Origin of the sequence: Methanosaeta sp. UBA356, from assembly GCF_002496465.1 — an archaeon.
GTDB classification, from domain to species: domain Archaea; phylum Halobacteriota; class Methanosarcinia; order Methanotrichales; family Methanotrichaceae; genus Methanothrix; species Methanothrix soehngenii.
Genome location: NZ_DAKC01000045.1, coordinates 1 through 26897, shown reverse-complemented (window position 1 = coordinate 26897; position 26897 = coordinate 1). Strand labels below are relative to the sequence as shown.

16 protein-coding genes are annotated in these 26897 nt (G+C 52.0%); 5 read left to right on the top strand and 11 right to left on the bottom strand.

Annotated features, from left to right (window positions below):
* Nucleotides 1-144: 144 nt before the first annotated feature.
* Entirely contained in the window at nucleotides 145-3357 is a 3213-nt protein-coding gene (gene carB, locus BP727_RS03555; RefSeq protein WP_273278757.1) for a carbamoyl-phosphate synthase large subunit, read from the top strand.
* Between the two features lie 164 nt (nucleotides 3358-3521).
* On the opposite strand, the gene BP727_RS03550 is transcribed toward carB, so the two are convergent.
* The 5 genes from BP727_RS03550 to BP727_RS03530 are packed head-to-tail and all read right to left on the bottom strand — an operon-like array spanning nucleotide 3522 to nucleotide 11601.
* On the bottom strand, nucleotides 3522-6770 hold the full coding sequence (locus BP727_RS03550; RefSeq protein WP_273278756.1) for a type I restriction endonuclease subunit R: 3249 nt from the start codon (nucleotides 6768-6770) through the stop codon (nucleotides 3522-3524).
* Nucleotides 6767-9019 (bottom strand): GmrSD restriction endonuclease domain-containing protein, encoded by a 2253-nt coding sequence (locus BP727_RS03545; RefSeq protein ID WP_273278755.1) that lies wholly within the window; start codon nucleotides 9017-9019, stop codon nucleotides 6767-6769. The genes BP727_RS03550 and BP727_RS03545 overlap by 4 nt, the downstream gene beginning before the upstream one ends.
* Nucleotides 9016-10332, bottom strand: coding sequence for a restriction endonuclease subunit S (locus tag BP727_RS03540; RefSeq protein WP_286857400.1), 1317 nt, complete (start codon nucleotides 10330-10332; stop codon nucleotides 9016-9018). The genes BP727_RS03545 and BP727_RS03540 overlap by 4 nt, the downstream gene beginning before the upstream one ends.
* Nucleotides 10333-10336: 4 nt before the next feature.
* Nucleotides 10337-11440 (bottom strand): PDDEXK nuclease domain-containing protein, encoded by a 1104-nt coding sequence (locus BP727_RS03535; RefSeq protein WP_013718055.1) that lies wholly within the window; start codon nucleotides 11438-11440, stop codon nucleotides 10337-10339.
* Nucleotides 11437-11601 (bottom strand): hypothetical protein, encoded by a 165-nt coding sequence (locus BP727_RS03530; RefSeq protein ID WP_157863592.1) that lies wholly within the window; start codon nucleotides 11599-11601, stop codon nucleotides 11437-11439. The genes BP727_RS03535 and BP727_RS03530 overlap by 4 nt, the downstream gene beginning before the upstream one ends.
* Nucleotides 11602-11777: 176 nt before the next feature.
* Here BP727_RS03530 and rimI point away from each other — a divergent pair, with 176 nt between their 5' ends.
* Complete coding sequence (gene rimI / locus BP727_RS03525; protein WP_013718053.1) at nucleotides 11778-12278, top strand: ribosomal protein S18-alanine N-acetyltransferase; 501 nt, start codon at nucleotides 11778-11780, stop codon at nucleotides 12276-12278.
* A gap of 17 nt (nucleotides 12279-12295) precedes the next feature.
* Here rimI and radB read toward each other — a convergent pair whose 3' ends face one another.
* From radB to BP727_RS03505, 4 genes are read right to left on the bottom strand one after another with little or no spacing between them, the layout of a single operon-like run.
* Complete coding sequence (radB, locus tag BP727_RS03520) at nucleotides 12296-12967, bottom strand: DNA repair and recombination protein RadB (RefSeq protein ID WP_273271462.1); 672 nt, start codon at nucleotides 12965-12967, stop codon at nucleotides 12296-12298.
* Between the two features lie 27 nt (nucleotides 12968-12994).
* Nucleotides 12995-13588 (bottom strand): DUF447 domain-containing protein, encoded by a 594-nt coding sequence (locus BP727_RS03515; protein WP_048131566.1) that lies wholly within the window; start codon nucleotides 13586-13588, stop codon nucleotides 12995-12997.
* A 2-nt stretch (nucleotides 13589-13590) separates the two neighbouring features.
* A complete protein-coding gene (locus tag BP727_RS03510) occupies nucleotides 13591-14547 on the bottom strand; it encodes a triphosphoribosyl-dephospho-CoA synthase (RefSeq protein WP_048131565.1) in 957 nt (318 codons plus the stop codon).
* Nucleotides 14548-14553: 6 nt separating this feature from the next.
* Nucleotides 14554-15612, bottom strand: a complete 1059-nt coding sequence (locus BP727_RS03505; protein WP_286857396.1) for a methanogenesis marker 9 domain-containing protein — start codon at nucleotides 15610-15612, stop codon at nucleotides 14554-14556.
* A gap of 81 nt (nucleotides 15613-15693) precedes the next feature.
* Between BP727_RS03505 and BP727_RS03500 the strand changes: the two genes are divergently transcribed.
* Both BP727_RS03500 and BP727_RS03495 read left to right on the top strand, forming a co-directional pair.
* Nucleotides 15694-16212: a hypothetical protein gene (locus BP727_RS03500; RefSeq protein ID WP_273278751.1), complete on the top strand. Its 519-nt coding sequence runs from the start codon at nucleotides 15694-15696 to the stop codon at nucleotides 16210-16212.
* Between the two features lie 90 nt (nucleotides 16213-16302).
* The gene (locus BP727_RS03495) at nucleotides 16303-16773 is read left to right on the top strand and encodes a COG2426 family protein (protein ID WP_013718047.1); all 471 of its coding nucleotides are present in this window, start codon (nucleotides 16303-16305) and stop codon (nucleotides 16771-16773) included.
* A 32-nt stretch (nucleotides 16774-16805) separates the two neighbouring features.
* Here the strand turns inward: BP727_RS03495 and BP727_RS03490 are convergent, their stop codons facing one another.
* A complete protein-coding gene (locus tag BP727_RS03490) occupies nucleotides 16806-25424 on the bottom strand; it encodes a GH36-type glycosyl hydrolase domain-containing protein (protein ID WP_273270746.1) in 8619 nt (2872 codons plus the stop codon).
* 818 nt (nucleotides 25425-26242) lie between these two features.
* Between BP727_RS03490 and BP727_RS03485 the strand changes: the two genes are divergently transcribed.
* The gene (locus BP727_RS03485; protein WP_286857392.1) at nucleotides 26243-26677 is read left to right on the top strand and encodes a hypothetical protein; all 435 of its coding nucleotides are present in this window, start codon (nucleotides 26243-26245) and stop codon (nucleotides 26675-26677) included.
* 39 nt (nucleotides 26678-26716) lie between these two features.
* Here BP727_RS03485 and BP727_RS03480 read toward each other — a convergent pair.
* The coding region (locus BP727_RS03480) for a hypothetical protein (protein ID WP_286857390.1) at nucleotides 26717-26897 on the bottom strand (181 nt) is incomplete at its 5' end.

The window sequence follows — 26897 nt, the reverse complement described above, 5'->3', positions numbered from 1 at the left end:
GGAGAAACTTGGAAAGTACAGAACATGATGTGAAAATTTTTAAACCAATAATCTTTTTCAACCGGATCAGGCGCATCGAAGGATGGAAGGGATAAAATAGGAATTCGTTTGCTCTATTATCGTTCAAGTAAGAGGTCGGGAAAGATGCCGAAGCGTGAAGATATAAACAAGATCATGATCATCGGGTCTGGCCCTATCGTAATCGGGCAGGCCTGCGAATTCGATTACTCTGGCACCCAGGCCTGCAAAGCGCTCAAGGCCCTGGGATACAAAATAGTCCTTGTCAACTCCAATCCGGCCACCATTATGACCGATCCGGGCATGGCAGATGCCACCTATATCGAGCCACTCAATGTCGAGAGGCTGGCCCAGATCATCGAAAAGGAGCGGCCTGATGCCCTGCTACCGAACCTGGGCGGGCAGAACGGCCTCAACCTGAGCCTTGAGCTCGCCCGCGCAGGCATCCTGGACAAGTTCAATGTTATGGTCATAGGGGTGAAGCTGGATGCCATTGAGCGGGGGGAAGACAGGATCATCTTCAAGGAGACTATGAACTCCCTGGGGATCGAGGTACCCAAGAGCACCGCGATCTATACGGTGGAGGACGCAGAAAAGGTAGCCCTGGATCTCGGCTACCCGGTGGTCGTCCGGCCAGCCTACACCATGGGGGGAACAGGAGGCGGTCTGGTCTATAACGCCGAAGAGCTGAGGACCGTGGTCAGCCGGGGAATTGCCGCCAGCCTGATCGGCCAGGTGCTCATCGAGGAGTCGGTCGCAGGATGGGAGGAGCTGGAGCTGGAGGTGGTCAGGGATTCCAAGAATCATATGATCACCGTCTGCTTCATAGAGAACGTGGACGCCATGGGAGTTCATACCGGCGATTCCTTCTGTACCGCCCCCATGCTAACCATATCCCAGGAGCTTCAGGATAAGCTGCAGGACTACTCCTACCGGATCGTTGAGGCCATCAAGGTCATCGGCGGGACCAATATCCAATTCGCCCACGATCCAAAGACCGGGAGGGTGGTGGTCATAGAGATCAATCCAAGGACATCCCGCTCATCCGCCCTCGCCTCCAAGGCTACCGGCTTTCCCATCGCCTTGATCTCGGCAAAGCTTGCCTCTGGTCTGACCATGGATGAGATACCCTACTGGAAAGAGGGGACACTGGAAAAATACACGCCCTCGGGAGATTATGTTGTGGTCAAGTTCCCCCGCTGGGCCTTCGAGAAGTTCCGGGGCTCAAAGGACGTCCTCGGCACCCAGATGAAGGCAGTGGGAGAGGCGATGAGCATCGGCAAGAGCTACAAGGAAGCCTTCCAGAAGGCCATACGCTCTTTGGAGAACAGCAGGTACGGCCTGGGCTTTGCCAGGGACTACAACAGCAGATCTCCTGAAGAGCTTATGATGCTTCTTAAAGAGCCTTCAAGCGAGCGACAGTTCATTCTCTATGAAGCGATCCGAAAGGGTGCCGACATCCAAAAGCTCTATCATTTGACCCATATCAAGCCCTGGTTCCTCCAGCAGATGAAGGAATTGGTCCAGCTGGAAGAGGAGATATTGGCCTACAAGGGCAAACCACTGGTCGATCTCCCAGATGAGCTTCTCAGTCAGGCCAAAAAAGATGGCTTTGCAGACCGATACCTCTCGAAGCTTCTGGCCGTCCCAGAGGCTGAGATCCGGGCGCGGCGCAAGTCCCTGGGAATTGTTCAGGGCTGGGAGCCGGTACCTGTAAGCGGGGTGGAGAACGCCTTCTACTATTACTCTACATACAATGCTCCCGATAGGACCCCGAGCAGCAGCAGGCGCAAGGTCATGGTCTTGGGTGGAGGGCCCAACCGCATCGGCCAGGGCATTGAGTTCGACTACTGCTGCGTTCATGCCGCTTTTGCCCTGAGGGATATGGGCATTGAGACCATCATGGTCAACTGCAATCCAGAGACGGTCTCCACCGATTATGACACTTCGGATAAGCTGTACTTCGAGCCCTTGACGGTCGAGGATGTGCTCAGCATCTATGAGAAGGAGAAGCCTGAGGGGGTCATCGTCCAGTTCGGCGGCCAGACGCCTCTCAATATCTCCCGGGAGCTGGAGGATGCAGGGGTGAAGATCCTGGGGACATCTGTGGATGCCATAGACCTGGCCGAGGACAGAGATCGATTCAGGATGATGATGGAGGAGCTGGACATACCCATGCCGGAATCGGGAATGGCAAGCAACCTCGACCAGGCGCTGGAGGTTGCCAAGAGGATCGGCTATCCCCTCATGGTGCGGCCTTCATACGTCCTGGGGGGACGGGGGATGGAGGTGATATACGACGAGGAGATGCTGGAGCGGTACGTTGCCGCGGCAGTGGACGTCACCCCAGAGAGGCCCATTCTCATCGACCGATTCCTCGAGAATGCTCTGGAGACGGAGGCAGATGCCCTCTCCGACGGCAAAGAGGCCTTTGTGCCCGCAGTGATGGAGCATATCGAGCAGGCGGGCATTCATTCCGGCGATTCGGCTTGCGTAATTCCGCCAGTGAGCATCTCCGGCGAGCATCTGCAGACCATTGAGGAGTACACCCGCAAGATAGCTCAGAAGCTGCATGTGGTGGGCTTGATGAATATGCAGTATGCCATCAGCCACGATGTGGTCTATGTGCTGGAGGCCAATCCCCGTGCTTCCCGGACGGTGCCGCTGGTATCCAAAGTGTGCAATGTATCGATGGCCAGGATAGCCACCCAGATGATGATGAACAAAAGAATGGACGAGCTGGGGCTGAAGAAGAGAAATATCCCTCATTATGGTGTCAAAGAGTCTGTCTTCCCCTTCAATATGTTCCCTGAGGTCGACCCCCTCTTGGGCCCGGAGATGAGATCCACTGGAGAGGTCCTGGGGCTTGCCGACTCATTCGGCATGGCCTTCTATAAAGCGGAGGAGGCTGCCAAGCCCTCGCTTCCCCAGGAGGGGACGGTCATGATCACCGTGGCCGCCAAGGACAGATCTATGGAGCTGGTGGAGGTTGCGCGGGAGTTTCAGAAGCTCGGCTTTAGAATTATGGCCACCAGCGGGACCAGAGCGGTCCTGAAAGAGAATGGCATCCCGTCGGAGATGATCAAGAAGATCTATGAGGGCCGGCCCAATATCGATGATGCCATCAAAAACAAGGAGATTCAGCTGGTGATAAACACCCCCATCGGCAAGGCCAGCCAGTATGATGATTCTTATATCCGAAAGGCAGCAATCAAATACAAGGTGCCCTATATTACCACCATTGCTGCTGCTTCGGCGGCGGCAAAGGGGATTAGTGCCTCAAGAGCAGGCCATTCAGCAGCGAAATCGCTGCAGGAGTACCACAGTGATATAAAGTAGAATTGAGGAAGGATCTAGAATTCTATCCTTTTCTCAAGTCTTCCTTTTTTTTGGGCTGGATTGAGTAGAAGAAAATCCTGGCAGATCGTCAACATGAAGACGATTGGAAGGATTTGTCTCTGCAGCCTGCCATCAATCACAATATCATAGTCAGCATCTTTTCCCTATGCCACCGATGCACTATAGTAAGGAGATGGCAATGTGGGATAAGCCCAAAAGATGTGTCTGAATACATCTTCAGCCCTTTGTGCCACATCAGCTTCTGAATACAGGCCAACGGGAAGGCCTATATCTTCATTCCATAAAAAGTTATGAATAGTCACTCGCACAGCATCACGGGTCGCTTCCTTATCGCGCCATTGGTCAACTCGGAGCTTTTCCTCCTTAAGCGTTTTCAACAATTCAGCTGCAACTTTTTTGATGCGCTTGATATCAACGCCCTTAAGATCTGGCTTTTTCAGCAGGTCGAAGATGGCCAAAGATTCTTCATCGAGCCCCTCTCGTACTGCTCGGCTTTCTTCTTCGTCGAGTCCTTGGACGAGCTTGAGCAATGCCTCGAAGGTCTGTTCAATTGTTGCCCGGTCCTTCTCGCGGTTATACTCGGCAACGATCTTCTCGTAGTGTTGCTGGAAGTCTGTGCGCAAGGGATTCTGTTGTAGCAGTCTCTGCAATCGGATCTCCACTGCTTGACGCAAGTTCTGAACCACTGTGTTCTTATTCTTGTATCTCTCGAACTCTTGTTTGAGCCGGACAAAGTCGATTTTACTGATATCGTACGGCTCCCCAGGCTCAGTCACTGTGTCAGATTGGACATCGATTGCTTCATCCACTAGATGTTGGAGTTGCCTCATGATGTCTGTGATGTCAGCCTTTTCTCGATCCTGCTGGAGGCTCTTGTAAACGATGTTGACCGCATCCCGATCATCACGATAGGCGTTTATATCCTGGAGGATGATGCATGCTCTGAATTTTTTGAAGACCTCCCGGCACATGATTTCAAAGCGCTTGCGCGTCTCATCGTTTTCGTTGGCCGCCTCTTTGCAGGCCGCAATAGCGGCATTGCGCTCAAAGCCTGTCTTATGGATTATGTCATCCAGAGGAGCATTCCGCTCATCGAGGAAGGCCCGCACAAAGCTGATCGCCTCGGCCAGATCGGACAGTAGCTCCTCCTCTGGCCTGGCCGGATCGATCTCACCGCCCGGTTCACCATCATCTGGGCGGGGACCTGCAAAGGTTGCCAGCGCTCGACGCAAGTGCTTTAGGATGCCGCAGTAGTCGACGATCAAGCCGTTGTTCTTGCCCTCGTTCACGCGGTTGGCGCGAGCTATGGCCTGCATCAAAGTATGGGCCTTCAGAGGCTTGTCCAGGTAGAGAGTAGAGAGGCTCGGCACATCAAATCCTGTCAGCCACATGGCGCAGACTATGGCGATGCGAAACGGATGTTCATCGGTTTTGAAGGCGTCGTCAAGACTAATCCGCTGCATGTTATGGAACTGGGGCTTGCTGCGCATTGACTCAGACAGGTCGATGCCTTCCTTGATGAGTCTGCGATGGGGAGTTATGTCCAGGCCGCTCTTGCGGAACTTATCGACCTCACCCTGCTCTTCGCTAACCACTACAGCCGCCCGAGTCTCGCGCATCCATTCTATCTGACGCTTAAGATAGATCTCCTCCTGATCATCTGAGGTAGAAGAGAGTCCTGCCTCCAGCTCAGCTATCCGTTCTTCCCAGTGACTGTTGATCAGGTTATACATCCGCACACAGGTTATCTTGTCGATGCAGACCATCATCGACTTCCCATTTTCCCAGGCAGTGGAATAGTGCTGCACGAAGTCCCGAGCTACCTGATCCAGCCGCTTCTCCGCGGTGATAATATGATATTCACGCTTGAGCTCCTTTTCCAGACGCTGCTCGACGTTGATATCGTCTATCTCAAACTCCTCTAGTTTTTCTGCGACGCGCTCGTTGAGGTCGCCGATGGCCACGCCCAGCTTCTCGCCGCGGGCATCGTAGTATAGTGGAACGGTGGCCTTGTCCTCCACTGCCCGCTGGAAGTCATAGGTAGAAACATAATCGCCGAATACCTTTCGGGTGATCTGATCTTCTTTGAAGAGCGGGGTGCCTGTGAAACCGATGAAGCTGGCATGGGGCAGAGCGTTGCGCATATTTTCGGCCAGGGTGCCATACTGAGTTCGGTGCGCCTCATCGGTGATTACGATGATGTCGTCTCTTTGGGTATATCCCTCGCCGGGGTCAATTTTTTGATTAAATTTCTGTATCAGTGAGAAGATGAAGGCCTTGTGCTCGGCCAGCAGTCGGCTCAGGTGGCTGCCGCTGGAAGCGCGGCATTGAACCTGATCGTTGTCAACCACGCCGCAGCCGGCGAAGGTCTTGTAGATCTGAGAATCCAGGTCGTCTCGATCGGTGAGCACCAGAAAGGTGAAGTTGCCGCCGAGTTTGCGATGGACCTTGCGGGTGAACATCACCATGGAATAGCTCTTTCCTGCGCCCTGGGTGTGCCAGAAGACCCCCAGCTTTCCATGCAGCTCTTTGCGCTTACAGACCGCTTCAATGGCCCGGTTGACTCCGAGGAACTGGTGATTTTTGGCCAGGATCTTCTTAGGTTCGCCCCTGGACTCGTCAAAGAGTATGAAGTTCTCCCGCAGATCCAGGAAGTTGCCTTTGTCGCAGATGCCTTTGAGAAGAGTTTCCATATCCACAGCTCCAGGCTCTTCTTCAGCCAGGCGTTTCCACTCGTGGAAGTGCTCCCATTTGCTGGTGATGGTGCCGATCTTTGCCTGCTCGCCATTGCCGAACATCACAATGGCGTTATGATGGAAGATGTGAGGGATGGTGTCCAGGTAGTCGGAGAAGTTTTTCTCGAAGGCGGCTTTGAGGTTCTTGTGGATGTTCTTGCACTCTATGAACAAGAGCGGCAGGCCGTTTACGAAACCGACGATATCTGCCCGGCGGCGGTAGAGGTCGCCACGTATCCATAGCTCTCGTACGGCTAGGAAGTGGTTGTTGCCTGGCTCGTTGAAATCGAAGAGCTGCATCCGCTCTTTCACCAGTTCGCCGTCACCGTTGCGGAATGCCACCTGCACTCCGTCCCGCATCTGGTCGTACTTCTCCCGGTTGGTGGCAGCCAGGGTTTGCGAAGCCATGGTGGCGGTGATCTGGCGCACAGCGTCGTCGTATGCTGCGCCGGGCAGGCCGGGATTCAGCTCTGCCAGCTTCTGGCGCAGGATTCGGGTCAGCACCACCTCCCGATCGGAAGCCCGGCCCAGAAGGCTTTTTGGCCCGAAATCCTCGCTGTTATAAGCATAGACCGATTCCCAGCCGAGCTGCTGCTCCAGGTAATCGGCGGTGGTCTGCTGGACGAGGGTGTCTTCGGTGTAACTGCCAAGGGTCACAGCTTAAACCTCTGATTAATGTAGCTTTGAGCCTGGCTTAGCGTCAATTCTGTTGTAGAGGGGCCTGTGCGGACGTAGAAGCGTTCAATGTTATCATCTTTAACGTAGACGGGACTTGGTGACCTCTTACATCGAATGGCCATGACGCGACCGTCCTCGTAATCATCGAAATGGATGTTCATGGCTATCATCACCTCAGGACCCATTCGGTCCTTAACGATGTTCACCAGGTGAAGGCTCATCTTATCCTCACTGGGGAATCCATCCGTCTTGATGCCGACAGTTGTTCCGTCGTCTGATACGCCAATGATCAGCGTTCCGCCATTGGTATTGAGGAAACCTGCCAGCGTTTTCATTACAGCAAGCTCTATCCGCTTGTCGGCAACGCCTGTGTGAAGGTTGGTCCTAAGCGTTGATTTGAACTCAACTGAGTCACTTTCTCCATTGCTCAACGCGGTTATCAGATCGAATTCCTCCGGAGCAATTTGAGGGGCTGATACCCCTTTCAAAATCTGATAGCCCTCACGAATGATCTGAGCCATCATCTCCCGCCGTTTTTCCAGGAAAGCGTTGTACTCCATCCGCTCCCAGTCTTCCGGCAGAGCGTGGTGATGATACATAATGGCCAGATCAGCATCGCTGAAACGGGCCCTTAGTTTCGGCAGGTATTCTGCAGGCGGGTGGTTCGAGATTTTTGAATTGTCTTTCCACTCCACATAGGCATAGTTGGCAATCTGGTTTGTATCACGGGTGGCAGTGATCTTCATTGTAGCCAGGCAATCTTTGGGAAACAGGTGATGCCGCTCGACTGGGTCGCGGCAGGGATGGATTGCAGGATCCAGCAGGTCGGCGACTCTGGTATTGGAGAAGAGAACCTTTGCTTCCAGGAGAATCAAAGATGCATTGTAAGCAAACAATGACGGGCTACGAGGAGATGACGTGGCCAGGTCGTTAGGCAGGGTTGCCTCCCAAAAGTCATTGGGGAGGGCGATATCGCAGACCTGCTGGAGCTTCGCCAGGAACTGCTCTGGAGTCTTCACATCGCGAAGCCGAGCCAGGTCAAACTCCATCGCCGATTCCGGAGATCCGGTAAAGCGTCCTGTAACCGCAGACATGAAGAACCACTGCGCTATAGCCTTGCGCAGTGCGAACTCCTCCACGCTGTACTCCGTTCGCCCTATGAGGTAGAGCATGTAGGAGAAGAGCAGGTTATTCTGGGAGCTGATCATCTTTGCACTGCGGAAACCTGCTATGCGGATGCAATTCAAGAAGTCGTGCCAATACTGGACGTAAAGGGTTCTTCGCTGCGCATCTTTGAGCAGCTCGAATTGGGCAATCCGGCGTTCTTCGCTGAACTGGCCAGTCTCCAGATCCTTCCCTCGAAGGATAGAATAGACGTATTTCAGACGAGCCCGCTTGAAGGCTATGCCCACGGCTACCCGCAGCAGTTGGTCTGGATCAGGTTCGATGAAATAGTTGAACGGCGATTCTTTCTCCCTGGAGGGCTTTCTGGCTTCACGGCAGAACTGCTCAAGCTCGGCGCGGCCTTCATCCCAGAATACCGACATCAAAGTCAGGATGAAATCAGCTTGATTAAGGGGTGTGCCTTTGCTGTTGATACGCACAAAGACTTCGGAGACATCCTCCTCGGAGACGTCTGCTGCCAACTGCAATGCGGTGAAAGGAAATGCCGTCAACGATTGCAGCTTGGTTATAGCATTCTGAATTTTTGTAACCTCTTCATTACTGACTTCTCGGGATGCCTTCAATCCGCGGAGGTAGTCTTCGGCGATCTTGAAGATATTGGTGCTGCTGCTCCAAATACGAGAGATATCCGGAATGAATGCCTTGTCCCTCTCTATGGCTGCATCAGAAACCTCAAAACTCTCTTCCAGAGGATTGAAAGCGATGCTGATCTTCTCGGCATCGTAGTTTTCGCGGACTACAGGCACGCCCTTAACCACTGCATAGAGCGCAGTGAGCCGCTGCTGACCGTCCACAACGACAAGCCCGGGAGTTGTCTGCTTTTTATCTGTACCGATAGTCCGATCGTAAGCCATGCCGTTCTGCCATAGCAGCAGATAGCCCACAGGATAGCCTCGGTACATCGAATCGAAGAGGTCTCGAACCTTCGCATTTTTCCAGACAAAGGGTCGCTGGATGTCCGGAAGGCCGATTGCTCCCAGTTCGATGTGATTTACCAGCGAAGCCAGACTATAATTAACTTGCGTGAATACAGTTTTACTCATATGGCGATCTCTCCGTTCATCAGACGTGGAAGAAGCAGGTCGCGGGCTTTTTCCAGTTTTAGCGTTGATAGTTTCAGACAGCGTACTTGATGTATTAGGTCATTCGTGATTTTTCCAAATTCGTCAGCAATGGTCTTCGGTGGAAGAACAATATCTATTGCACGAAAACGACCTTTACTTATTTCCAGATAAGTTGACCCTTTCGCATTTCTTCGAATCTCCGCCACTCTGCTCATCAAATTAAATAGCAGATACATCCTTAGCTCTGCACGGTGTGGAATTATATTAATAAATCCTTGATTTGTGCAAACCGCAGAATCCACCAATGCGAAATAGCCGACAGATGCTCGACTTGTCATTAAAATGCTTTCCGCGGGAATCATCTTGGCAGATGACTCTCTAAGTCCCTTATCTGTAATCTTTCTTTCCGAATCCAAGAGAACAAGGCAATCATTGTTTGTAACGTCTGTTGGCACGATCCAGGTTATTTCTCCATTCCAATATTCAGAAACCTTAGTTGATGGAGTACCGCCTCCTACCGTTTCACACACATCGGCGATCTTCTTTTTCTCCCACCCCTCTGGCACCCCGTCCATAACCCTGACGTGCTCATGGCCGGGGAAGCGCAGGCGTACGAACCACTCCTTGTAGAGCAGCCGCGCCGCCTGCTCCAGCAGCTGTATGCGCCGCCGGTTGTTCTCGATCAGGTCGTCATAGGCGGAAAGGATGGAGGCGATTGACTTCTGGATCTCAAGTGGAGGAACCGGAATCTCAAAATTGCGAAGCACTGTCAGATTGATATGGGGGACACCAGATGAGGACGTAAAATTCGTAATCCTATCAATGACTTCACGGCTGGAAAAATAGTAGTACAGAAAGAATTGGTCTGCTTTGGTGTCGTCAACAGTCAGCTTCATTTGACTCTGGGAAACAACATATCGATCTGATATACCTTCTTTTGGAATGATTGCTACTTGGCCAAGGGTACCACGCTGTGTGAAAACTAAGTCACCTGGTTTAGCAAGATTGCCGGATAGGTCCTTGCGGACTTTTGAATCGGAGACGTAAACGAATTCGTTCATATCTAGGAAACGACCGTTGTTTAGATTGGATCCCCGAATCACAGGAATACCTTGATCAGAATAATCACGCGAAGTAAGTTTCGAGCCAAACGGACCCCCAACAAAAGAGTAAGGCTCATCAGCAGCAAGCAACTCAAGCTTCTTGCGAGGCCAGCTCATACCCCCAGCTCCTCGAAGTATTTCTTGATCTTCGAAGCTGGTCGCACTCCCCCTGGATTGTTCCTCTTCCATGAGGTCAGGCCCCTTCATTTTCATCCCAGGTCAGTTCAGCCTCGATCTCGGCCACGCTTGGCAGTTTGCTCTGCAGCTCTTCAGGCAGAGTCTTCACAAGCTTTGTCTCCCAGCCTGCAACACCCATCGGCTTTTGGATTCCACGCAGGGCGTATTCGACCTCGATCCTGCTTCCTTTGCGGCATAACAGGAGTCCAATGCTTGGTTTATCATCTGGGTGGCGGAGCAAATCATCAACCGCTGAAAGATACATGTTAAGAGTTCCCACAAATCCGGGATCAAAAGAAACAGATTTCAATTCAACCACTACGTAGGAGCGCAACTTCAGATGATAAAATAATAGGTCAAGGTAATAGTCCTTAGTTGCGAATTCGAGGTGAACCTGTCTTCCCACAAAGGCAAATCCTTCTCCAAGCTCCAGGAGGAAGCGCTGGATGTGGTCTATCAGCCCTTTTTCCACTTCTCGCTCCCGGCGTGGATCGGCAGTTCCAAGGAAGTCAAACAGATATGGATCTTTGAATATCTGAGCGGCCATATCGGAATCGCCAGGCAGCAGTGTGAGGTTAAAATTGTTTAGTGCCTTGCCCTGCCGGTCATGTAGCTTGCGTTCGATCTGCATTACCAGTACACTGCGGCTCCAGCCTTCTTCCAGTCCTTTCTTCGCATACCAGAGGCGGACTTGTGAATCTGCTACCTTTTCCAGAAGAGCAATATTATGATACCAAGTGATTTGTGCAAGCACCTCTTGCACAATCTCCCGGTCGGGCCACGCAGCAGCAAATGCGCGCATGTATTTCAGATTTCTTGGCGATAGCCCCTGCATGTCAGGAAATGCCTCTCGCAGATCTGCTGAAAGCCGGTCAATGACCTTTGCCCCCCATCCTTCCTTTTCCTGACGATCAATGATAGTCCGCCCGATGTCCCAATAAAGAAGCACCATCGAGGAGTTGGCGGACATGACCACGCGCAAACGTTCCTTCTGTATGCGTTCTTTGATCTCACCAATGAACACGGCATAGCTTTCTGGCATCTCTTTATGTCCTGCTGCCACCGGAAAAGATGCGTCGTCATGCAGTTGCCCACGATAACTTCGCTCCTCGTCCTTCAAATCCCCAGCTCCTCAAAGATTGAGTCTGTAATTATTACTATGAAGCTTTTGCTCCAATTGCCTTTCCTTCCCAGCTTGAACATCATCAGGGAATTCTGGCCGTTCCTGTTGTACTTCATGATTTCTGCGGCATCGCGGCCATAGTCTAGCTCGAAGTACATAAAGCGCATGGCCCGTCGGTGTGCCTGAAGAACACTCAACGGCCGGAGCAGAAATAGTTGAGATCCGATTCTTCGTTTGCCTTATTGAAGCTGTTCCGTGGGCGCTCTCCTCTACAAACAGATGCCACCTCCTTCGGATAAACTATTTCCGTTGAAAAATCTCAGGCAATGGTATAATGTGGCCAGAGGAGCTATTCGAAAGGCAGCATGATGACGGCATAAAAGAAGCAGTCCTAAAAGATGCGGTGATCATAAGGAGAATGAGTGCCAGTGATTTAAATGCAGCTCTGGAGATCGACCGAGAGGTCTTTGGAGGCTATGACCCGAACATATTCGCCGCTTTTTACGAGTACCATCCTGCCACAACACTTGCCGCAAAGGTGAACGGGGAACTGGCAGGCTTCGTCCTGGGATTCAAGCATGCTCCCTTCGAAGGTCGGGTCTTCTGGCTGGCAATAAGGCCGCGATATCAGGGCCGAGGGATAGGCATGAGGCTGATGCTGGCCGTCCTCAAGTCCTTTCGCAATTTAGGAGCACTGGGTGCTACTCTTGAGGTAAGAGTCAGCAACAGGAAGGCTCAATCTCTTTATTCCAACCTGGGATTTCAGATAAGAGGCATCTGTCCCTCTTACTACTCCGATGGAGAGGCAGCATTTATCATGAAGGCCCGCCTTTAGCCGTCTCTTGTCTGCTATCACTCCAGGCCCCGGGCGGTCAGACGAAACTCTGCAGTTCTATTTTCCGGCAGGGAGCGGTGCTTCATCAGCTGTGCTCTCCGCAGGCCCTCTCCGGCCTTTTCTAGAAATATTATCGCTTTGCACATGTGCTCCAGATATGTGCCGCCTAATGGCCGAAGGGAGTTGCTCTCGATATCGGTATAGACCTGATTGGTTATGACCACAGGAATCCTGTGCCTCCGGGCGATCTCCTGCAGCTCCGAGAGCTGGACGGTCAGAGCTCGACGGGCAGGCCGGCTGTCCTCCGCCTCCAGGAGCATGCGGTAAAGAGACGTCGCCGAATCAAGAATAACCAGCCCCAGATCCCTTCCTGCGATCTTTGATGCCTCCCTGATGGCCATTGCCTGCTGCTCGAGGCTCATGGGCTCGAAGATCATTATCTTGGCCGCTATATCTGCAGCACCAGGTCCGGCAATCTGCTTGAACCTCTCAGCGGAGAAGCCCTCCGTATCGATGAAGATCACCCGAAAGCCCCTGGCCACCGCAGCCACCGCCAGCTGCAGGACTATGTTGCTCTTCCCTGATCCCGATTCACCATAGAGCTCAGTGATTATGCCCGACTCAAATCCTCCGCCCAGAAGGAGGTCCAGGCTCTGACAGCCTACAGGCAAACGTTCAAGGGTACTCATAGAAATCGAATTTCTATCATTAATCGCCTATCTCTTATGGGCGAAGTTATCGATCCGGTCCATTAGCCTCTCCATCGCCTCTCTCTCTCTGGGGTTGCCGCAGCGGTTTATTATCCTCTGGGTCTTCATCAACTCCTCGAAATAATTATCGCTTCGAAGGGACATATATCTGGTGGCAGCTACCGCTGCTTCTACTACCAGGTTGGCTCCCCGGTTGACTGCCCGGAAGTCCTTTCTCAATAGCTCCCCTTTTACCGGCTCGATATTGGCGATTATGATATCCGAAGCGAAGGGATCGCACTTGAATAGCAGCCAGGCCTCAGTATCTTTTAGAATCGGCAGGCCATCGCAATGCGTGAAGTACTCCTGGGGCAGGTCCTCTAAAGCTGTCTCCGCGAAGATCCAGGCATCGTGGGTGACATTGGCCACAAACCATTTCCTGGTGAGGATATTCTCATAGGTGTGAGTTCCTAAAAATAAGCGGATATATAGGCTATCCTCACTCCTGATAATTCCTAAAGGAGCAGCATTTACTCTGCCACCTGTCTCTGTGGTGGCAATTATCTCGTTTATGCCCTCCAGTATTCCCAGCTCATCAAGAGCCTCTTTACCATAGAACATGATCAAAACCGCAATCTCCTCAGAAGAGAGATAAATAAAGATGCCGCAATCAGGTCTGCTGTAGAGCCCGGATTCATATCCCTGTTGTTCAGTTCGCAATCCATCTTCCTGGCCTTATTCAGGGTGGAATCAAGGAGCGCATCTACAGCCATACGGGATACTTCCACCGCTCTTTCCCTTCCGAACTTGGCGGATATAAGGCTGTCTGGCACCTCGGCCAGGGCTTCAAGGAAGGTCCTGACCACGCCATCATTGAGGCCGTATATGGATACCATCTCCCGCAGCCTTCCGGCGAGCTGGAATGATCGCTCAAAGTCCGTGGCCCATTCGCGAGCAACGATATCATGATCCAGGGAAAGTCTCATCAGTTCGAGAAGGGATTGGTTGCCATCAATCAGCTTTCTTTCCCAGTCCGGATCCTTCAGGCTGAAATCATCGACCTGCACTACTCTTGCTCCCGCCAGATCGAAGGCCCGATAGAAGTCTAATGCATCCTGGACGGTGGTGCTCCTCAGAACTCTCGCCAGCTCCTCCTCAAGCCCATCATCCACCCCATCATCCACCCCATCATCCGGTCCATTCTCCTGGCTCTCGTCCTGTTTCGTTTCTTGACCGTGTTCATGACCTGCTCGTTCATGACCCGCCATCCGGCCTGCAGCCAGGGCGAGAGGGATCAGTAGCACCAGCGAGCCGAAGTGGGTGTTGCTTCTCAGGTTCCAGTCCCCCCAGGCTGCCACCCCTTCCAGTATGAGTGACCCGGGGCTTCCTTCGCCACTCGCCGCCTTCCTGAAGACGGGATAAGCAGAGACTGCGCTGGTCAGGAAGTGATGAAACCGGATATCAGAAAAATCGTGGCAGCGGTCGACATTACCTGGCTTGGGACTGGAGGAGAGCTCGAAGAGCATGGCGAGAACTGCGCACTGAGCCACTCGATCCGATCTCTCTAATGACCCGCGCATATGTGATCAATGGATCTTTTGCAGGATCTTCTCTGCCAGCTTCTTTTTCAGTTCCATGTATTCCTTTTCGGAGAGCTTCGCCCTGGATAGCGCCTCGTCCCGCAGGTAGCAGGGCTTGCTGATCTTGCAGCACCAGACCAGGCTTCCAAAGCATGTGCCCTCTCCCTTCTCCAGAGGAGTTCCTTTGGCAAAAGCGAGCTTCCGGTTCACGAACTCCTCCGGGGAGAGGCCCGCTCTCTTAAGGGCGCCGAACACCGCGCAGTTCTTGACTGGAGGACAGCAGAAGGTCAGGCCGCGCAGGTCTCCGCCCGCACAAATATGCTTGGGGGCGTTGCACCAGCCGCTGAGAAGATCATATTCGAGCATGGCCCCGGCGAGCCACTGGACGAACTCGGGATCGGCTCCGCGCAGAGATACCACATCTGCCCCCATCGCCAGGAGGGTCCTGGCATCCTCAAAATCTCCCACATCAGCCAGAGCCATTATCGCCGGACCGCGAATATCAGCTGCTTTCTTGACCAGCTTGGGGCTAACTCCATTAAGGCCGCGCAGGTCGAGGTGAATCAGGTCCAGATCGCTCTCGTTGAGCTTTTGCAGCAATGTATTGGAGAGATCCTCTGGCCTGATCCTGAGGGATAGGGTGACTCCAGAGCGCTTCAAAATAGGGATCAACTCCAGCAACCGGATGGGATCGCGAATGCTGGACATCTTCAGCTCAAGCAGGCAGAGGTTCTGGGCAGCAATTCTCGCCGCGTCCAGGAGGGGCCCATCCTCAGAGCATGTTGCACAAAGGCCGAGGGCGGCATCGCGCCTTAGTTTTTTTGCCTCTTTTACTTCTGCGCGCTGTCCATCGTGGATATCTGGGAAGTTAGCCCTGCCCTCCCTCCATTCCCTGAGCCTCTGCTTTACGTCGCTCAGACGGGATTGGATCTGAGAAGGAGAGACGACATCAAGGTCGAAGCCATCCAGCAAGATCAAACCGACTGCATTGTCAGTCTCCGGACGGTTATTGGAAGAAATAACAGCAATGGGACTATCAATATGCAAATATCCTACTTCAACCATCAGTGGGAAGGTACTGTCGCATAAGATATCAGGCTTTCGCCTCCGGGGCCATTTATTCTGGCCATATTCCGGCTATTATACATGCCTGTTGCCCTGAGCCATCGCCTGGGCCTATGCCACCTTTATATCCGAGAAAATCCAACCACTTCCCGTGATATGATGGTGAGCTTCAAAGTAGATGCTGATGCAAGGGCTATTGTTCAGGGATCGGAGGACCAGGAAAAGTACCCCATAGTGGCCAAGGTCAAGGGCTCGGGAAAGGATGGAGCGTTGAGCATTCAGGTGGCTGGAGATGGCTCTAGCCCCATATCCGCTCGGATATCAGGCGACTCTCAAAACCCCATTGCGGTCGAGCCCATCAAGCTGGCTCCAATCACTGTGGTCCCGGATCTCAAGGAGGTCGCCCAGACGGTGGACTTTGAGTCCATTATCGGCGCCCTCACCCGGCTATCTCAGGGTGTGAAGGTGAATGTCGCCACCTCGGATGCGCCCCTTTCCATCGCTCTGGGGAAGATCCCCGTGGACCTGAGCATCTCCGTCTCCTCACCCACCCAGGAGACCGTCTTCAAGGTGGAGATCAAAGGAACTATAGGAGAGTAAGAGGACCTTCAGCAGCATGCCGCCTGAGCAGGGAAAAGATATCGGTGAGGCCGAAGCTATTGCCATTGCCAATCTTTTGAGGAAATACGGATGGTTCTCATAATTCCCTCGTGGCTGGTCACTCTCATGGTGGCCGCTCTTCCAGTATCCGAGGTTCGGGGAGCCATACCTTTAGCCATTGGATATTACGGATACTCATGGTACCAGGCATTTCTCATATCCGTCCTGGGAAACCTCCTTCCCGTGGTTCCTCTGCTTCTATTTCTGGGTCCTGTATCCGATTACCTGCGGCGTTATACCATTGGAGATAGATTCTTCACCTGGCTATTCGCTCGCACCCGCAGCAAGTATATTCAAAAGCATGAGAACTTTGGATTGATCGCCCTGATCATCTTCGTGGCCATACCCCTTCCTATGACTGGGGCCTGGACTGGCTGTGCTATTGCCTTCCTCCTGGGCTTCCGGTTCCTGCCCGCCCTTGCTGCCGTTGCGACAGGAATATTGATCGCAGCCAGTATTGTGACTGCTACGGTTATGGGGATAAAAATACTGATCTTTTGAAGATGAAGGGAGGATGAAGATCCTATCTCTCACTAGCTTATCCTTACCTCCACTAAATGCTCTTTTTTATCGTCAACGAGGTGTACAGTCCCATCGGTCTGTATAATCCCATCCACAGTCACTTCTTCCGCGGATCCAATCCGCATAACAGTGATATGATAGAATGTCTCACGATAATGATAATGTACTTTGAAGGATTTCCAGTCGTCGGGAATGCAGGGCTGAAATCGCAGCCTGTCCACTTCCAAGGTTATACCGAGCAGTGATTCCAATATGAGGCGGTACATCCAGCCAGAAGCGCCTGTGTACCATGTCCATCCTCCCCTCCCTGCATTCGGAGGGAGAGCACAGATATCTGCTGCCACGATATAAGGCTCAACCCGGTAAATTGCCACCTGATTTGGGGTCGAGCCATGCATCACCGGATTGATCAGATCCAACAGCTCCCAGGCCCGGGCGCTGTCGCCCAAAGAGGCAAAAGCCATAATCACCCATATGGCGGCATGGGTATACTGCCCGCCATTCTCTCTCACACCTGGAAGATATCCTTTGATATATCCGGGATTCAAGCTGGACCTATCAAATGGTGGCTGCAAAAGCTGTATCACAGAATTGTCCCTGTTGACCAGTCTATGATCCACTTCCTCCATTGCTTCCCTTGATCTTTCTGGGTCTCCCGCCCCGGATAGAACCGACCAGCTCTGGGGGATTGAATCTATCTGGCACTCCTCATTGGCAATGGACCCGAGTGGATCTCCATTGTCGAAGTATGCCCGCAGGTACCAATGGCCATCCCAGCCGCTCTGCCTGATATTCTCCCGCAGAGTTGCAGCCTCGCTTGCACAAAGCTCAGCAAAGGCGGAATCGCCAAAGAGATGGGCAATATCCTTGAACTTTGCGAGCACATCGTATAGGAAGAAAGCATTCCAGACGCTTTCGCCCAATCCCTGGTAGCCTACGTGATTCATGCCATCGTTCCAGTCGCCCGTTCCCATTAGAGGCAGGCCGTGCCGGCCAAACTGCAGACTGCGCTTGATGGATCTGACGCAGTGCTCATAAAGAGTGCCCGATTCCGCAGACCTGGCAGGCAGGTGGTAGCAGGAGTCTTCATCGGGAGCTAAGAGCCCACCCGTAATGAAGTGGGTGCTTTCGTTAAGCACACCAACATCTCCTGTTGTCGTTACGTAGCGATGAGCTGCCAGCGGCAGCCAGAGGCGATCATCAGAACTGTGCGTGCGCACTCCCCGTTCAAATGGTGGGTGCCACCAGTGCAAAACATCTCCTTCCACGAACTGATGGGAAGCACAGCGCAGTAGATGCTCACGGAAAATTTCCGGCTCTGCATAGATGAGAGCCATTGAATCCTGAAGCTGATCCCGGAAGCCATAGGCTCCGCTCGACTGGTAGTATCCGGTTCGCGCCCACATGCGGCAAGATAGTGTCTGGTAGAGGAGCCAGCCATTGGTGAGCACATCAAGAGCTTTATCTTCCGTCTCCACGTGCACCACGCCAAGGGTATGATTCCAGTAGCTCCAAACCTGCTCGAGAGCGGTGCGAGCGGAAGCCGATCCTCGAAAACGTTTGACCAGACTGCGTGCATCTTCCACATTCTGCCCAGCTCCACAGGTAAATATGATCTCGACATCCTCTTTATCCTGCAGATCTATTCTGACCTGAATTGCTGCACAGGGGTCCATGGCCGCACCAATCCGGTTAGATAGCGTCTCTCTGGCTAACGCAGCTGGCCTGGTCATGCTGCCGTTCTTTCCCAGGAACTCAGTCCGGTCGCCAGTGAAGCTGTTGATTTTCGTATTCACATCTAAGAAGACGATTCTTCCCGGGAAATCCGTATTGAACGGGTTTCTAGAAAATAGGGCACCGGTCCTTGGATCGATCTCTGTGACCACATGCATTCCGGTCTTGGAACGCAGGTCTCCCAAGACCTGCTCGATGTAACAGGTCAGGGAAAGCTGGCGGAAGATACCGGATTCATTGCGAACAACAAGCCGGCAAAACTTGACTGGTGCGTCCATTGCCACATATACCCACAGCTCGGATGCAATTCCGAACTCTTTATGCTCGAAGACGCTGTAGCCAAAGCCGTGCCTGCAGGTATAAGGCGTCTTGCCCCGGGCAGGAAGTGCGGAAGGAGACCAGAAATCTCCACTCAACTCATCTCGAATGTATAGCGCTTCGCCGCTATGATCGCTTACAGGATCGTTGTACCAGGGGGTCAGACGGAACTGCTGAGAGTTTTCTGACCAGGTATAAGAGCTGCCGCACTCGGATATTACCGTTCCAAAATTGTGATTTGCTATCACATTCGACCAGGGGGCAGGTGTGACTTCCCCCGGAGCTAAGCGGATTATATATTCGCGTCCATCCTTTGTGAAACCACCAAGACCATTAAAGAAGATGAGGTCTTGGCCTGTAGATTCAATCGGCCTGTAGGTCTCGACCTTCAAGGTTTTTTCTGGCTTTAAGAGAGGCACCGGCGCGCGTGGTCTCCTTTCGCGTTTGAGCTGCTCTTCGAATGTTCCCCGATAATCGGTGAATATGGCACTGGCCACGGCCTCCATCAGGACTCCGGCCTCTTCAGATACCTGGTCATCTTGTATTACATAAACTCCACCAAATCGCTTCGGATCAAATGCACTTGTGCTGACGGAGATCAGACCCATAATTTCATCATAAAGCTCCTGCCGATATCCCGAGCTATCCTCATTCCAGATCACCAGATCCACGACAATCCCCATCATCTGCCAGTAGGCATGAGCCCTCAGGAACTCACGGGCGAGATTGATATTAGACCGATCTGTGATCCGAAGGAGGACAATTGGGAAATCGCCTGATATGCCAAAAGCCCACAGGCCTGACTGGCCAAGCTGGTTTTTCATGAGAACGCCCGAGCCTGCCCGCCAGTTTGAGTTGGGATAGATTATTGCGCTGGCAAGGCGCATATAAAGGTGAACATCGCCATCTGATATGTTGAGCTGCTGCATGATCATTTGATTGTGGGTCCAGGCCAGATTATGTACGCGCTCGGCCATTCGTACGTCATGGTATTTTTCGATCAGCTTAATGGCTTCATCTTCCGTCTCTGCAATTCCGGTGATGAAGTTCACCCGCATTGTCTCGCCTGGATCTATCGAAACTATGCACCTGATGGAGACTATCGGATCCAGGACGGGGCCCTCGCTATTTGATAGACTCGCCGTTCCTGTCATTGCCACAGGATCGGCGACGTCTCTTCCTCTGCCTATGAACCTGGACCTATCCGTCTCAAAAGAGATTGAATCATCGGCAACATTCTTCGACGCCATCATATGCAACATCCAGGGCGTCTTCTCATCCTCAGACCTCGGTCGTCGAGTGCACAGGATAGCAGAATTTTTGGGCAGGATCTTCGTCTCCACGAATAGGTTGCTGAAAGCAGGATGAGTCGCGTCAGCGGCTAGGGCCGTAAGAACGACCTCTGCATAGCTTGTCAGCTCAATCTTCCGCTTTGCAGATGAACGGTTGGTGAGACTTATGGTCCTTAACTCAACGTCGTCCTCAGGCGAGACTACAATTTCGCTACGGGCATCAATCCCCCAAATCATTGACCGAATCTCTGCCTTCGATCCCTCGAATATGACCTGATAAGTCCTTGAATCTCTGCATGCAGGCTGATATCCTGCCGACCAGAAATCATTGTTCTCCAGGTCACGGATATAGAAGAACTGTCCCTCATTATCCAGGGTAGCATCGCCATGCCAGCGGGTGACTGCAATATCCTTCCACCGGCTAATGCCTGCGCCAGAACCGGTGATCATCACGTTGTAGTTGCCATTGGAGAGAAGATGCACATTGGGAAAGGCACTGCTCGGATCACTGAAGACGCGCACAGAGCCTTTGCGCTCAAGCATGCCCGCCCTCCAGATTGATGACGATGCCTCTGCAGCATGAGGATAAAATGCCTTGGCCAGAGGAATCTTTTCCTGAAGAAGCAGATCTGCAGCCTGGAAGATGGGATTGGCCATGAATCTTCTTTGCATTGGGCGGTCCAACAGGACATAAGCCAAAGAGAGAAGGCTCATCCCTTGATGGTGAGACATGAAGGACTGGACTATTGCGCTTCTCTGATGCTGGGCCAGACGGGATGGGGTATAATCGATAGCTTCATAAAAGCCATATTCTCCCAGATAACCCTCATCTGCCAAACGCTTCAGATTGACGCAGCTCTCTTGAGGAAGGACCATCAGAGCCATGGCGGAGGCATAAGGCGCTACTACCAGGTCGTTGGCCAGCCCACGTTTCAGTCCAAGGCCCGGGACTCCGAAAGCCCTGTATTGATAGATCTGATTGACATCTACGACACTATAGCCAGATTCTGAGATGCCCCAGGGAACTTTTCGTTGTTGTCCATATTCGATCTGCCGCTTGACTATCGATATGCAGGTCTGATCAAGAAGGGTGTTTCCATAAGTTGGCATAATCAGTAGCGGCATGAGATACTCAAACATTGTCCCACCCCAGGAAAGCAGAGCGAAATCTCCCCCTGCTATGGTGAGCATGCGACCCAGAGCAAACCAGTGCTCCTGTCGGAGCTGACCCTGGGCAATGGCCACATAGCTGCATAGTCTGGCCTCGGATGCTAAGAGGTCGTAGCAGCTCTCATCAAGCTCTAAGTTCTCGATATTATAGCCGATAGAAAGAAGCCGACGCGAGTTATTGAAGAGGAAATCATATTTTATTTCTGCCAGTTCGCCGCAGGTCTGAGCAAGCCATTCAATAGACGCAATTCTCTCGTCTGCACGCCTCCTGGCGTCAGTTGTCTTTGACCTCAGCTCCTCTAGCCAATCTCGTTCCTCCTGGCAGTCTTCTACAAAGCACCTGCTGATCTGATCTATAACGCCTGCCACCTTTTCTGACACTTCTGGGACCTCTCCTAAAGATGGAATATAGTTATGTCCGAGAAGCTCAGCTTCCAGCTCGCTTCTCTTTCCCGCCAGCTCATTTGATTCATGCTCCGGGATTTCCCCGGGAATTGGATGCTCCAGTATCCAGATGGGCAGCATGAGCCAGGGGGCAAGATAGATCAGATCACTCTTATGATCCCGGAGCTGCCGCTTGTAAGCTCTAGCCCACCACAACAGATCGCTATTCTCTTCTCGCTCAATAAGGCTTATCATCGATGCCGTTGCTTTTGCTTGCCGGTCCAGCAACTGCCAGGCCGCAGAAAGGTTCTCTGGGGGCGAATGAATCTCAGATTTGAATCGATCAATCTGTTCGAGCACTTGGAATGGTGCAATTCGCTTCTGGTCCTCTGCTGACTCGCCGCCCCTGGTGGCTGCATCCTTCAATATCTGCAGAGTATCCTCCAGACCGCAAAATGCACGATCTGACAGAATTTTCTGATCTATTAGCTCGAGCTGGCCCTGCTCTAAGGTCAAGAGATGACCCGCCAGGTTACCGCTATCAACAGTTGAGATATATCTGGGCATCATCGGCTTTAATTTTTTAATATCATACCAATTATAAAAATGACCCTGAAACCGTTCCAGGTTTTTCATTGTATTCAGGGCACTAGCATTCCGCCTTATCAGCCTTCCCGCAGAGATATAGCCGAAATCGTATGCTGTCAGGTTCGCTAGCAGTGACAATCCCATATTCGTAGGCGAGGTGCCATTCGCCACCACAGAGCGCGGATTCTCTTGATAGTTGTCCGGCGGAAGCCAGTGGCTTTTAGGCGTAACGAATGTCTCAAAGAACCTCCACGTCCTTCTGGAAAGCTTGCGCAAAAAGAGCGTCTGATCTGGGCTCAATTCTGCCCTGGGCGTATCCAGGGGTAGGCTTATCCACCAGGCAACAACAGGGGCGAGGATCCAGGATGCCAGCAGCGGCCAGCTAGTGCTCAGCAGACCAGGACGCCAAAACGCGAGATAAGATATCAGGCTGATAGCTACTGCCGGGGCTATCCACATCGATCTGTAGAATCCACTCAAATTGCTCTGGCTGCGGTTTTGGGCGCTGCCTGAGGTGTTCCATTCCAGGAGTCGCTTATGGGTGAATAGCATCCGCCCTCCGGTGCGCACAACAGCATCAAGGCTGAAGTATGCCTCAAAAGGCAGAAATATCAGGCTGAGAGTTGCCTGTGCCAGATATCTGGCAATTGCCCTCCCCGCATAATGCAGATGCTTGTATAAAAAGAGCCCTTCTGACTTGCTCAATATAGTTCTGATGGAAGCCAGCACAGGCAGAGCAAGAACTGCTCCTACTACCATAGAGGTCCAGAAGATGGGGTGCTGAAGGGCTACCCATGCCAAGAGCAGCAAAGAGATCTGGGCAGGCGCCACCAGACTTCGCCTGAGGTTATCGAAGATCTTCCATCGGGATAGCCCTGAGATTGGATTGTCCATGACCATGCCACCTGGACCTGGCACGCGCGTGAGAAGCCAGCTGGCAATCTGCCAGTCTCCCCGGATCCATCTATGCCGCCGGCTAACGTCTGAGGCGTAATGGTAAGGATAGTCCTCATAGAACTGGACGTCGCTGACCAGTGCCGCTCTGGCGTAGCTTCCCTCCAGAAGATCATGGCTCAGGATCAGATTCTCTGGAAAGCGTCCGCCTAGTGACTGGGAGAAAGCATCCACGTCGTAGATCCCCTTTCCAGTAAATGATCCTTCCCCGAAGATGTCCTGGTAGACGTCCGAGACCTCTCGGGTGTAGGGATCAATTCCCGGCTCTCCTCCAAAGAGCTTCACAAACCGCGATTTTTCTGCTTCATTCATGCCTGAGCTCAGGCGAGGATGGAGTATACTGTAGCCTTCGACGACATATCGCTTATCCTTATCGAATCTGGGGTGGTTGAGGGGATGGGCCATGGTCTCCACAAGAATCCGGGCGGATTCGAATGGCATCATGGTATCTTCATCAACTGTAATGACATATTTTACTCCGGGGAGGATTGATACGTCGCCTGTTATCACAGAAAAGCTGTTTTCGGATCCGCCTCGCAATAAAAAGTTTAGCTCCTCGAGTATGCCTCTCTTTCTCTCATAGCCCCGCCAGATCTCCTCCTCAGAGTCCCACCTGCGCAAACGGGGAAAGAGAAAGAAGATGCTCTCATGGTACCTTTCATTGAGCGCCTCGATTCCCTGGCGGGCCCTCTGCAGCAGGTGCTCATCCTCTGGCATAATCTCCTGCTTGGCATCGACCAGGTCGGTCAAGAGGCCGAAGTGAAGGTTGTGATCCCGGTTTGCCAGGTATCTGATCTCAAGCCCCTCCAGCAGGTCATCGATCTTTTCAGGACTGGACAGAACTGATGGTACCACCACCAGTGTCCGCATCTCATCGGGAATTGCTGAGGAGAAGTCCATTCTAGGCAGAGCATGTGGACGGACAACCATTGTTGCCAGCCAGTTAACCAGCCCTACTACAGGACTGCTTATGCAGATCACCAGCAGAATAAAAGCCAGGATTTGCAGCCATCCGAGTGATCCAAGGGTATGAGCATGTGTCAGTACTGTGATCATGATGAGTGCAGTAATAAGAGCTATGGCGCCGATATAGAAGAGCAGAGGGAACCTGAGCATGGTACTGTTGAAGGACTCGATTAAGGACAGGCTCAAATCCGCCTCTCTCTCCAGATAAGGCAGGCCCTTGTCGATCAGATAGAAGCCAACATGCGCACTTCTATCGTCGATACCCCTGGCCGTGGCACTCTCCCGGGCCAGATTTGCTGCTTTATTGGCGACATCTTCTTCAGTCAGCAGGCTGCGCTTTGCAATGCTCTCCACTGCATGACGGTAGCGATCCCGCGTAGCAAAATCCATCTTGTCATATGTGCCTGCAGGATCGGAGCGGAGTGCCTTCTCGACAACGCTCGTTCCCTCTACAAATCGTTTCCAGTCCATGGAGTCAAGAAAACGAAAGCTTGCGATGCTATTAGCAATGGAGACCTTATCAGCAGGCGCCTGCTTTATATCCTCCTGGACCAGATGTCCGATTGACTTTCCTGTTTCGGAGAGACGCTCTTCAATCCAGAATAGAGGGAGAGTCATAGCCTGTCCCTGTCCCTCCAGCCTTCGGGCAAATTCGGTTACAAATGCACTGGACAAAGGAGGATCCGACTGGGCCAGATCAGCCACTGCAATAATCAAGCCCTTAGGCTCTATCTCTGCCGTCTTGATGATCTGAACCGCCCAGCGATTGGCCAGATCGCGGTCGATCCTGTCTTGAATGATTCGCAAAGAAATATTTCGCAGGTTCTCGATCAATGCCAGGCGGAGCATGATCGCAACTGCCCAGAGCTCGCCCAGATTTAGAACTGATTTTGTCTGATAAGCATCCACAAAGCGCTTCAGGCTTTCTGCATCCACCCGGCCATCGGTACGAGCAATTAGCTCTTTGGCAATATCATAAATGCGCGGGTAGCCTGCCAGCGATCCATTAAGCATATGTGGCAGCTCTTTGCTATAACCCTTGGGCAGATGCTGCCTGGCCATGAGAATCTGCTCTTCCATCATATAGAAGTTGTCCAGAAACTCCTCTGAGGCAGGCGTAATCCTGAGATTCGCCGCCACCGCTCCGGTCAGCAGCTCGTTTGCCTTGAGAAGGATCGCTTCGTTCTCAGCCAGCCTTGGCAAGAGCAAATCCTTGCCAGGCATGGGGTCAACCTCATGGCGTTCTGCGAGCTCCGCTGCATGGCCTTCCAGCTGGCGGGTGCTTGACAGCTCGGATCGTTGTTGCTGCTCAGAATTAAGCAGAAGTGGTGCAGTAGTGCTGTCGAAGCGCGCTCTAAGGCGACTTACTGTTCTATAAATTCGATTTTTGCTCTGAATCAATTCTTGACACCTGGTTTGGTTTGCGGAAGCTCGATTCTGTTTATTGCATTGCAGTCTGGATATACCTGGAGAGAAGATCTCAGAATTCTAAATGAATAAATGGGTTCAATTAGAGTCCCGGATGGGAGTGCTGGCGATTTATCGAATGCCCATTTTGCATAGATATTTGCGCATTATTGCATTAGTATGTTTCTCTCACACTGGATCTTATGTACCGAGATGATAATAGACCACGATTCCATATAAATTGATTGCAAGCTGGCCTTGAGGCCTGGCCATTGCAGGCTGATGATTTTTGCCATCAAACAGCACTCAGCCACCAAGCCCTAAGGAAGGGATATGCCTCGGGCCGATCACTGCCGTTTTTCAGAACCCGGAAATCATCCAGGCTCTCTGGTCGGACTGATTTGACTGCCCAATCGGAACTATGGTTGCTTTTTTTAGACTCCATAAAATAGTGCGCAATTGTTTCAGGGGTTTCATTTTAGATGATACCTTTGTAAAGGCAAGTCCTCTGCAAGAAACCTGATTCGAGCCAGAATACTTCTCCAGGCGGATGAAGGGCACCATGATGTAATACGTTAAATAAATATATATGAATAATAATAGATAATTTTGAACCGCCATTGAAATATAAATGGATGCTCGCTATAATCAAGGGTGATGCAATGAGATCAATGCGAAGGATTTGGCTAATATTTTTGATCATACTGATTACGGGGATCTGTGCGGCTCAAGTTCCTGACCTCGTGGGCTACTGGGCAGGATCTGCGCCGGCATATTTTATTGAAGATGGAGCTCATGATCTGGTGGAAGACGACCGCATTGTTCTTGCTGTCGTCGAGCAGACGGACCGCCTCTTCACAGGAAATATAACGTTTATGCGAGATGGAGAAGAGGTTGTAGAGGCTTTTGCAGGAGCAATTAGTGCGGATAACAAGACGTTATACATTGCCGAGAGTAATGGATATGGCTTTGGAACGATAATCTCTGAGAATGAATTTGAGATGGTTTATCTCGAACATGGAACGCCAGCGATAGCTGCCATTGATCAATTCCATAGGATAAAAGCATAGTCTGCCCATTAAAAATTCCTTTTTTCCGCCTCATACGAGTTAAAGAGATGTATGCTTTCGAGTCGCATCCCGAGGGCTCGCGCCCCTGTAGGCGGGGTGGGGCGTGGTTGCCTGGACTCGTGGTAGCAATAATTTCGGGAGATCCGCCCTGGGATAATGCTTGTCGTTTGCCGCGGACTTGCCCATTTGGGGATAGCCCAGAACGCTGAAGATATTGAAA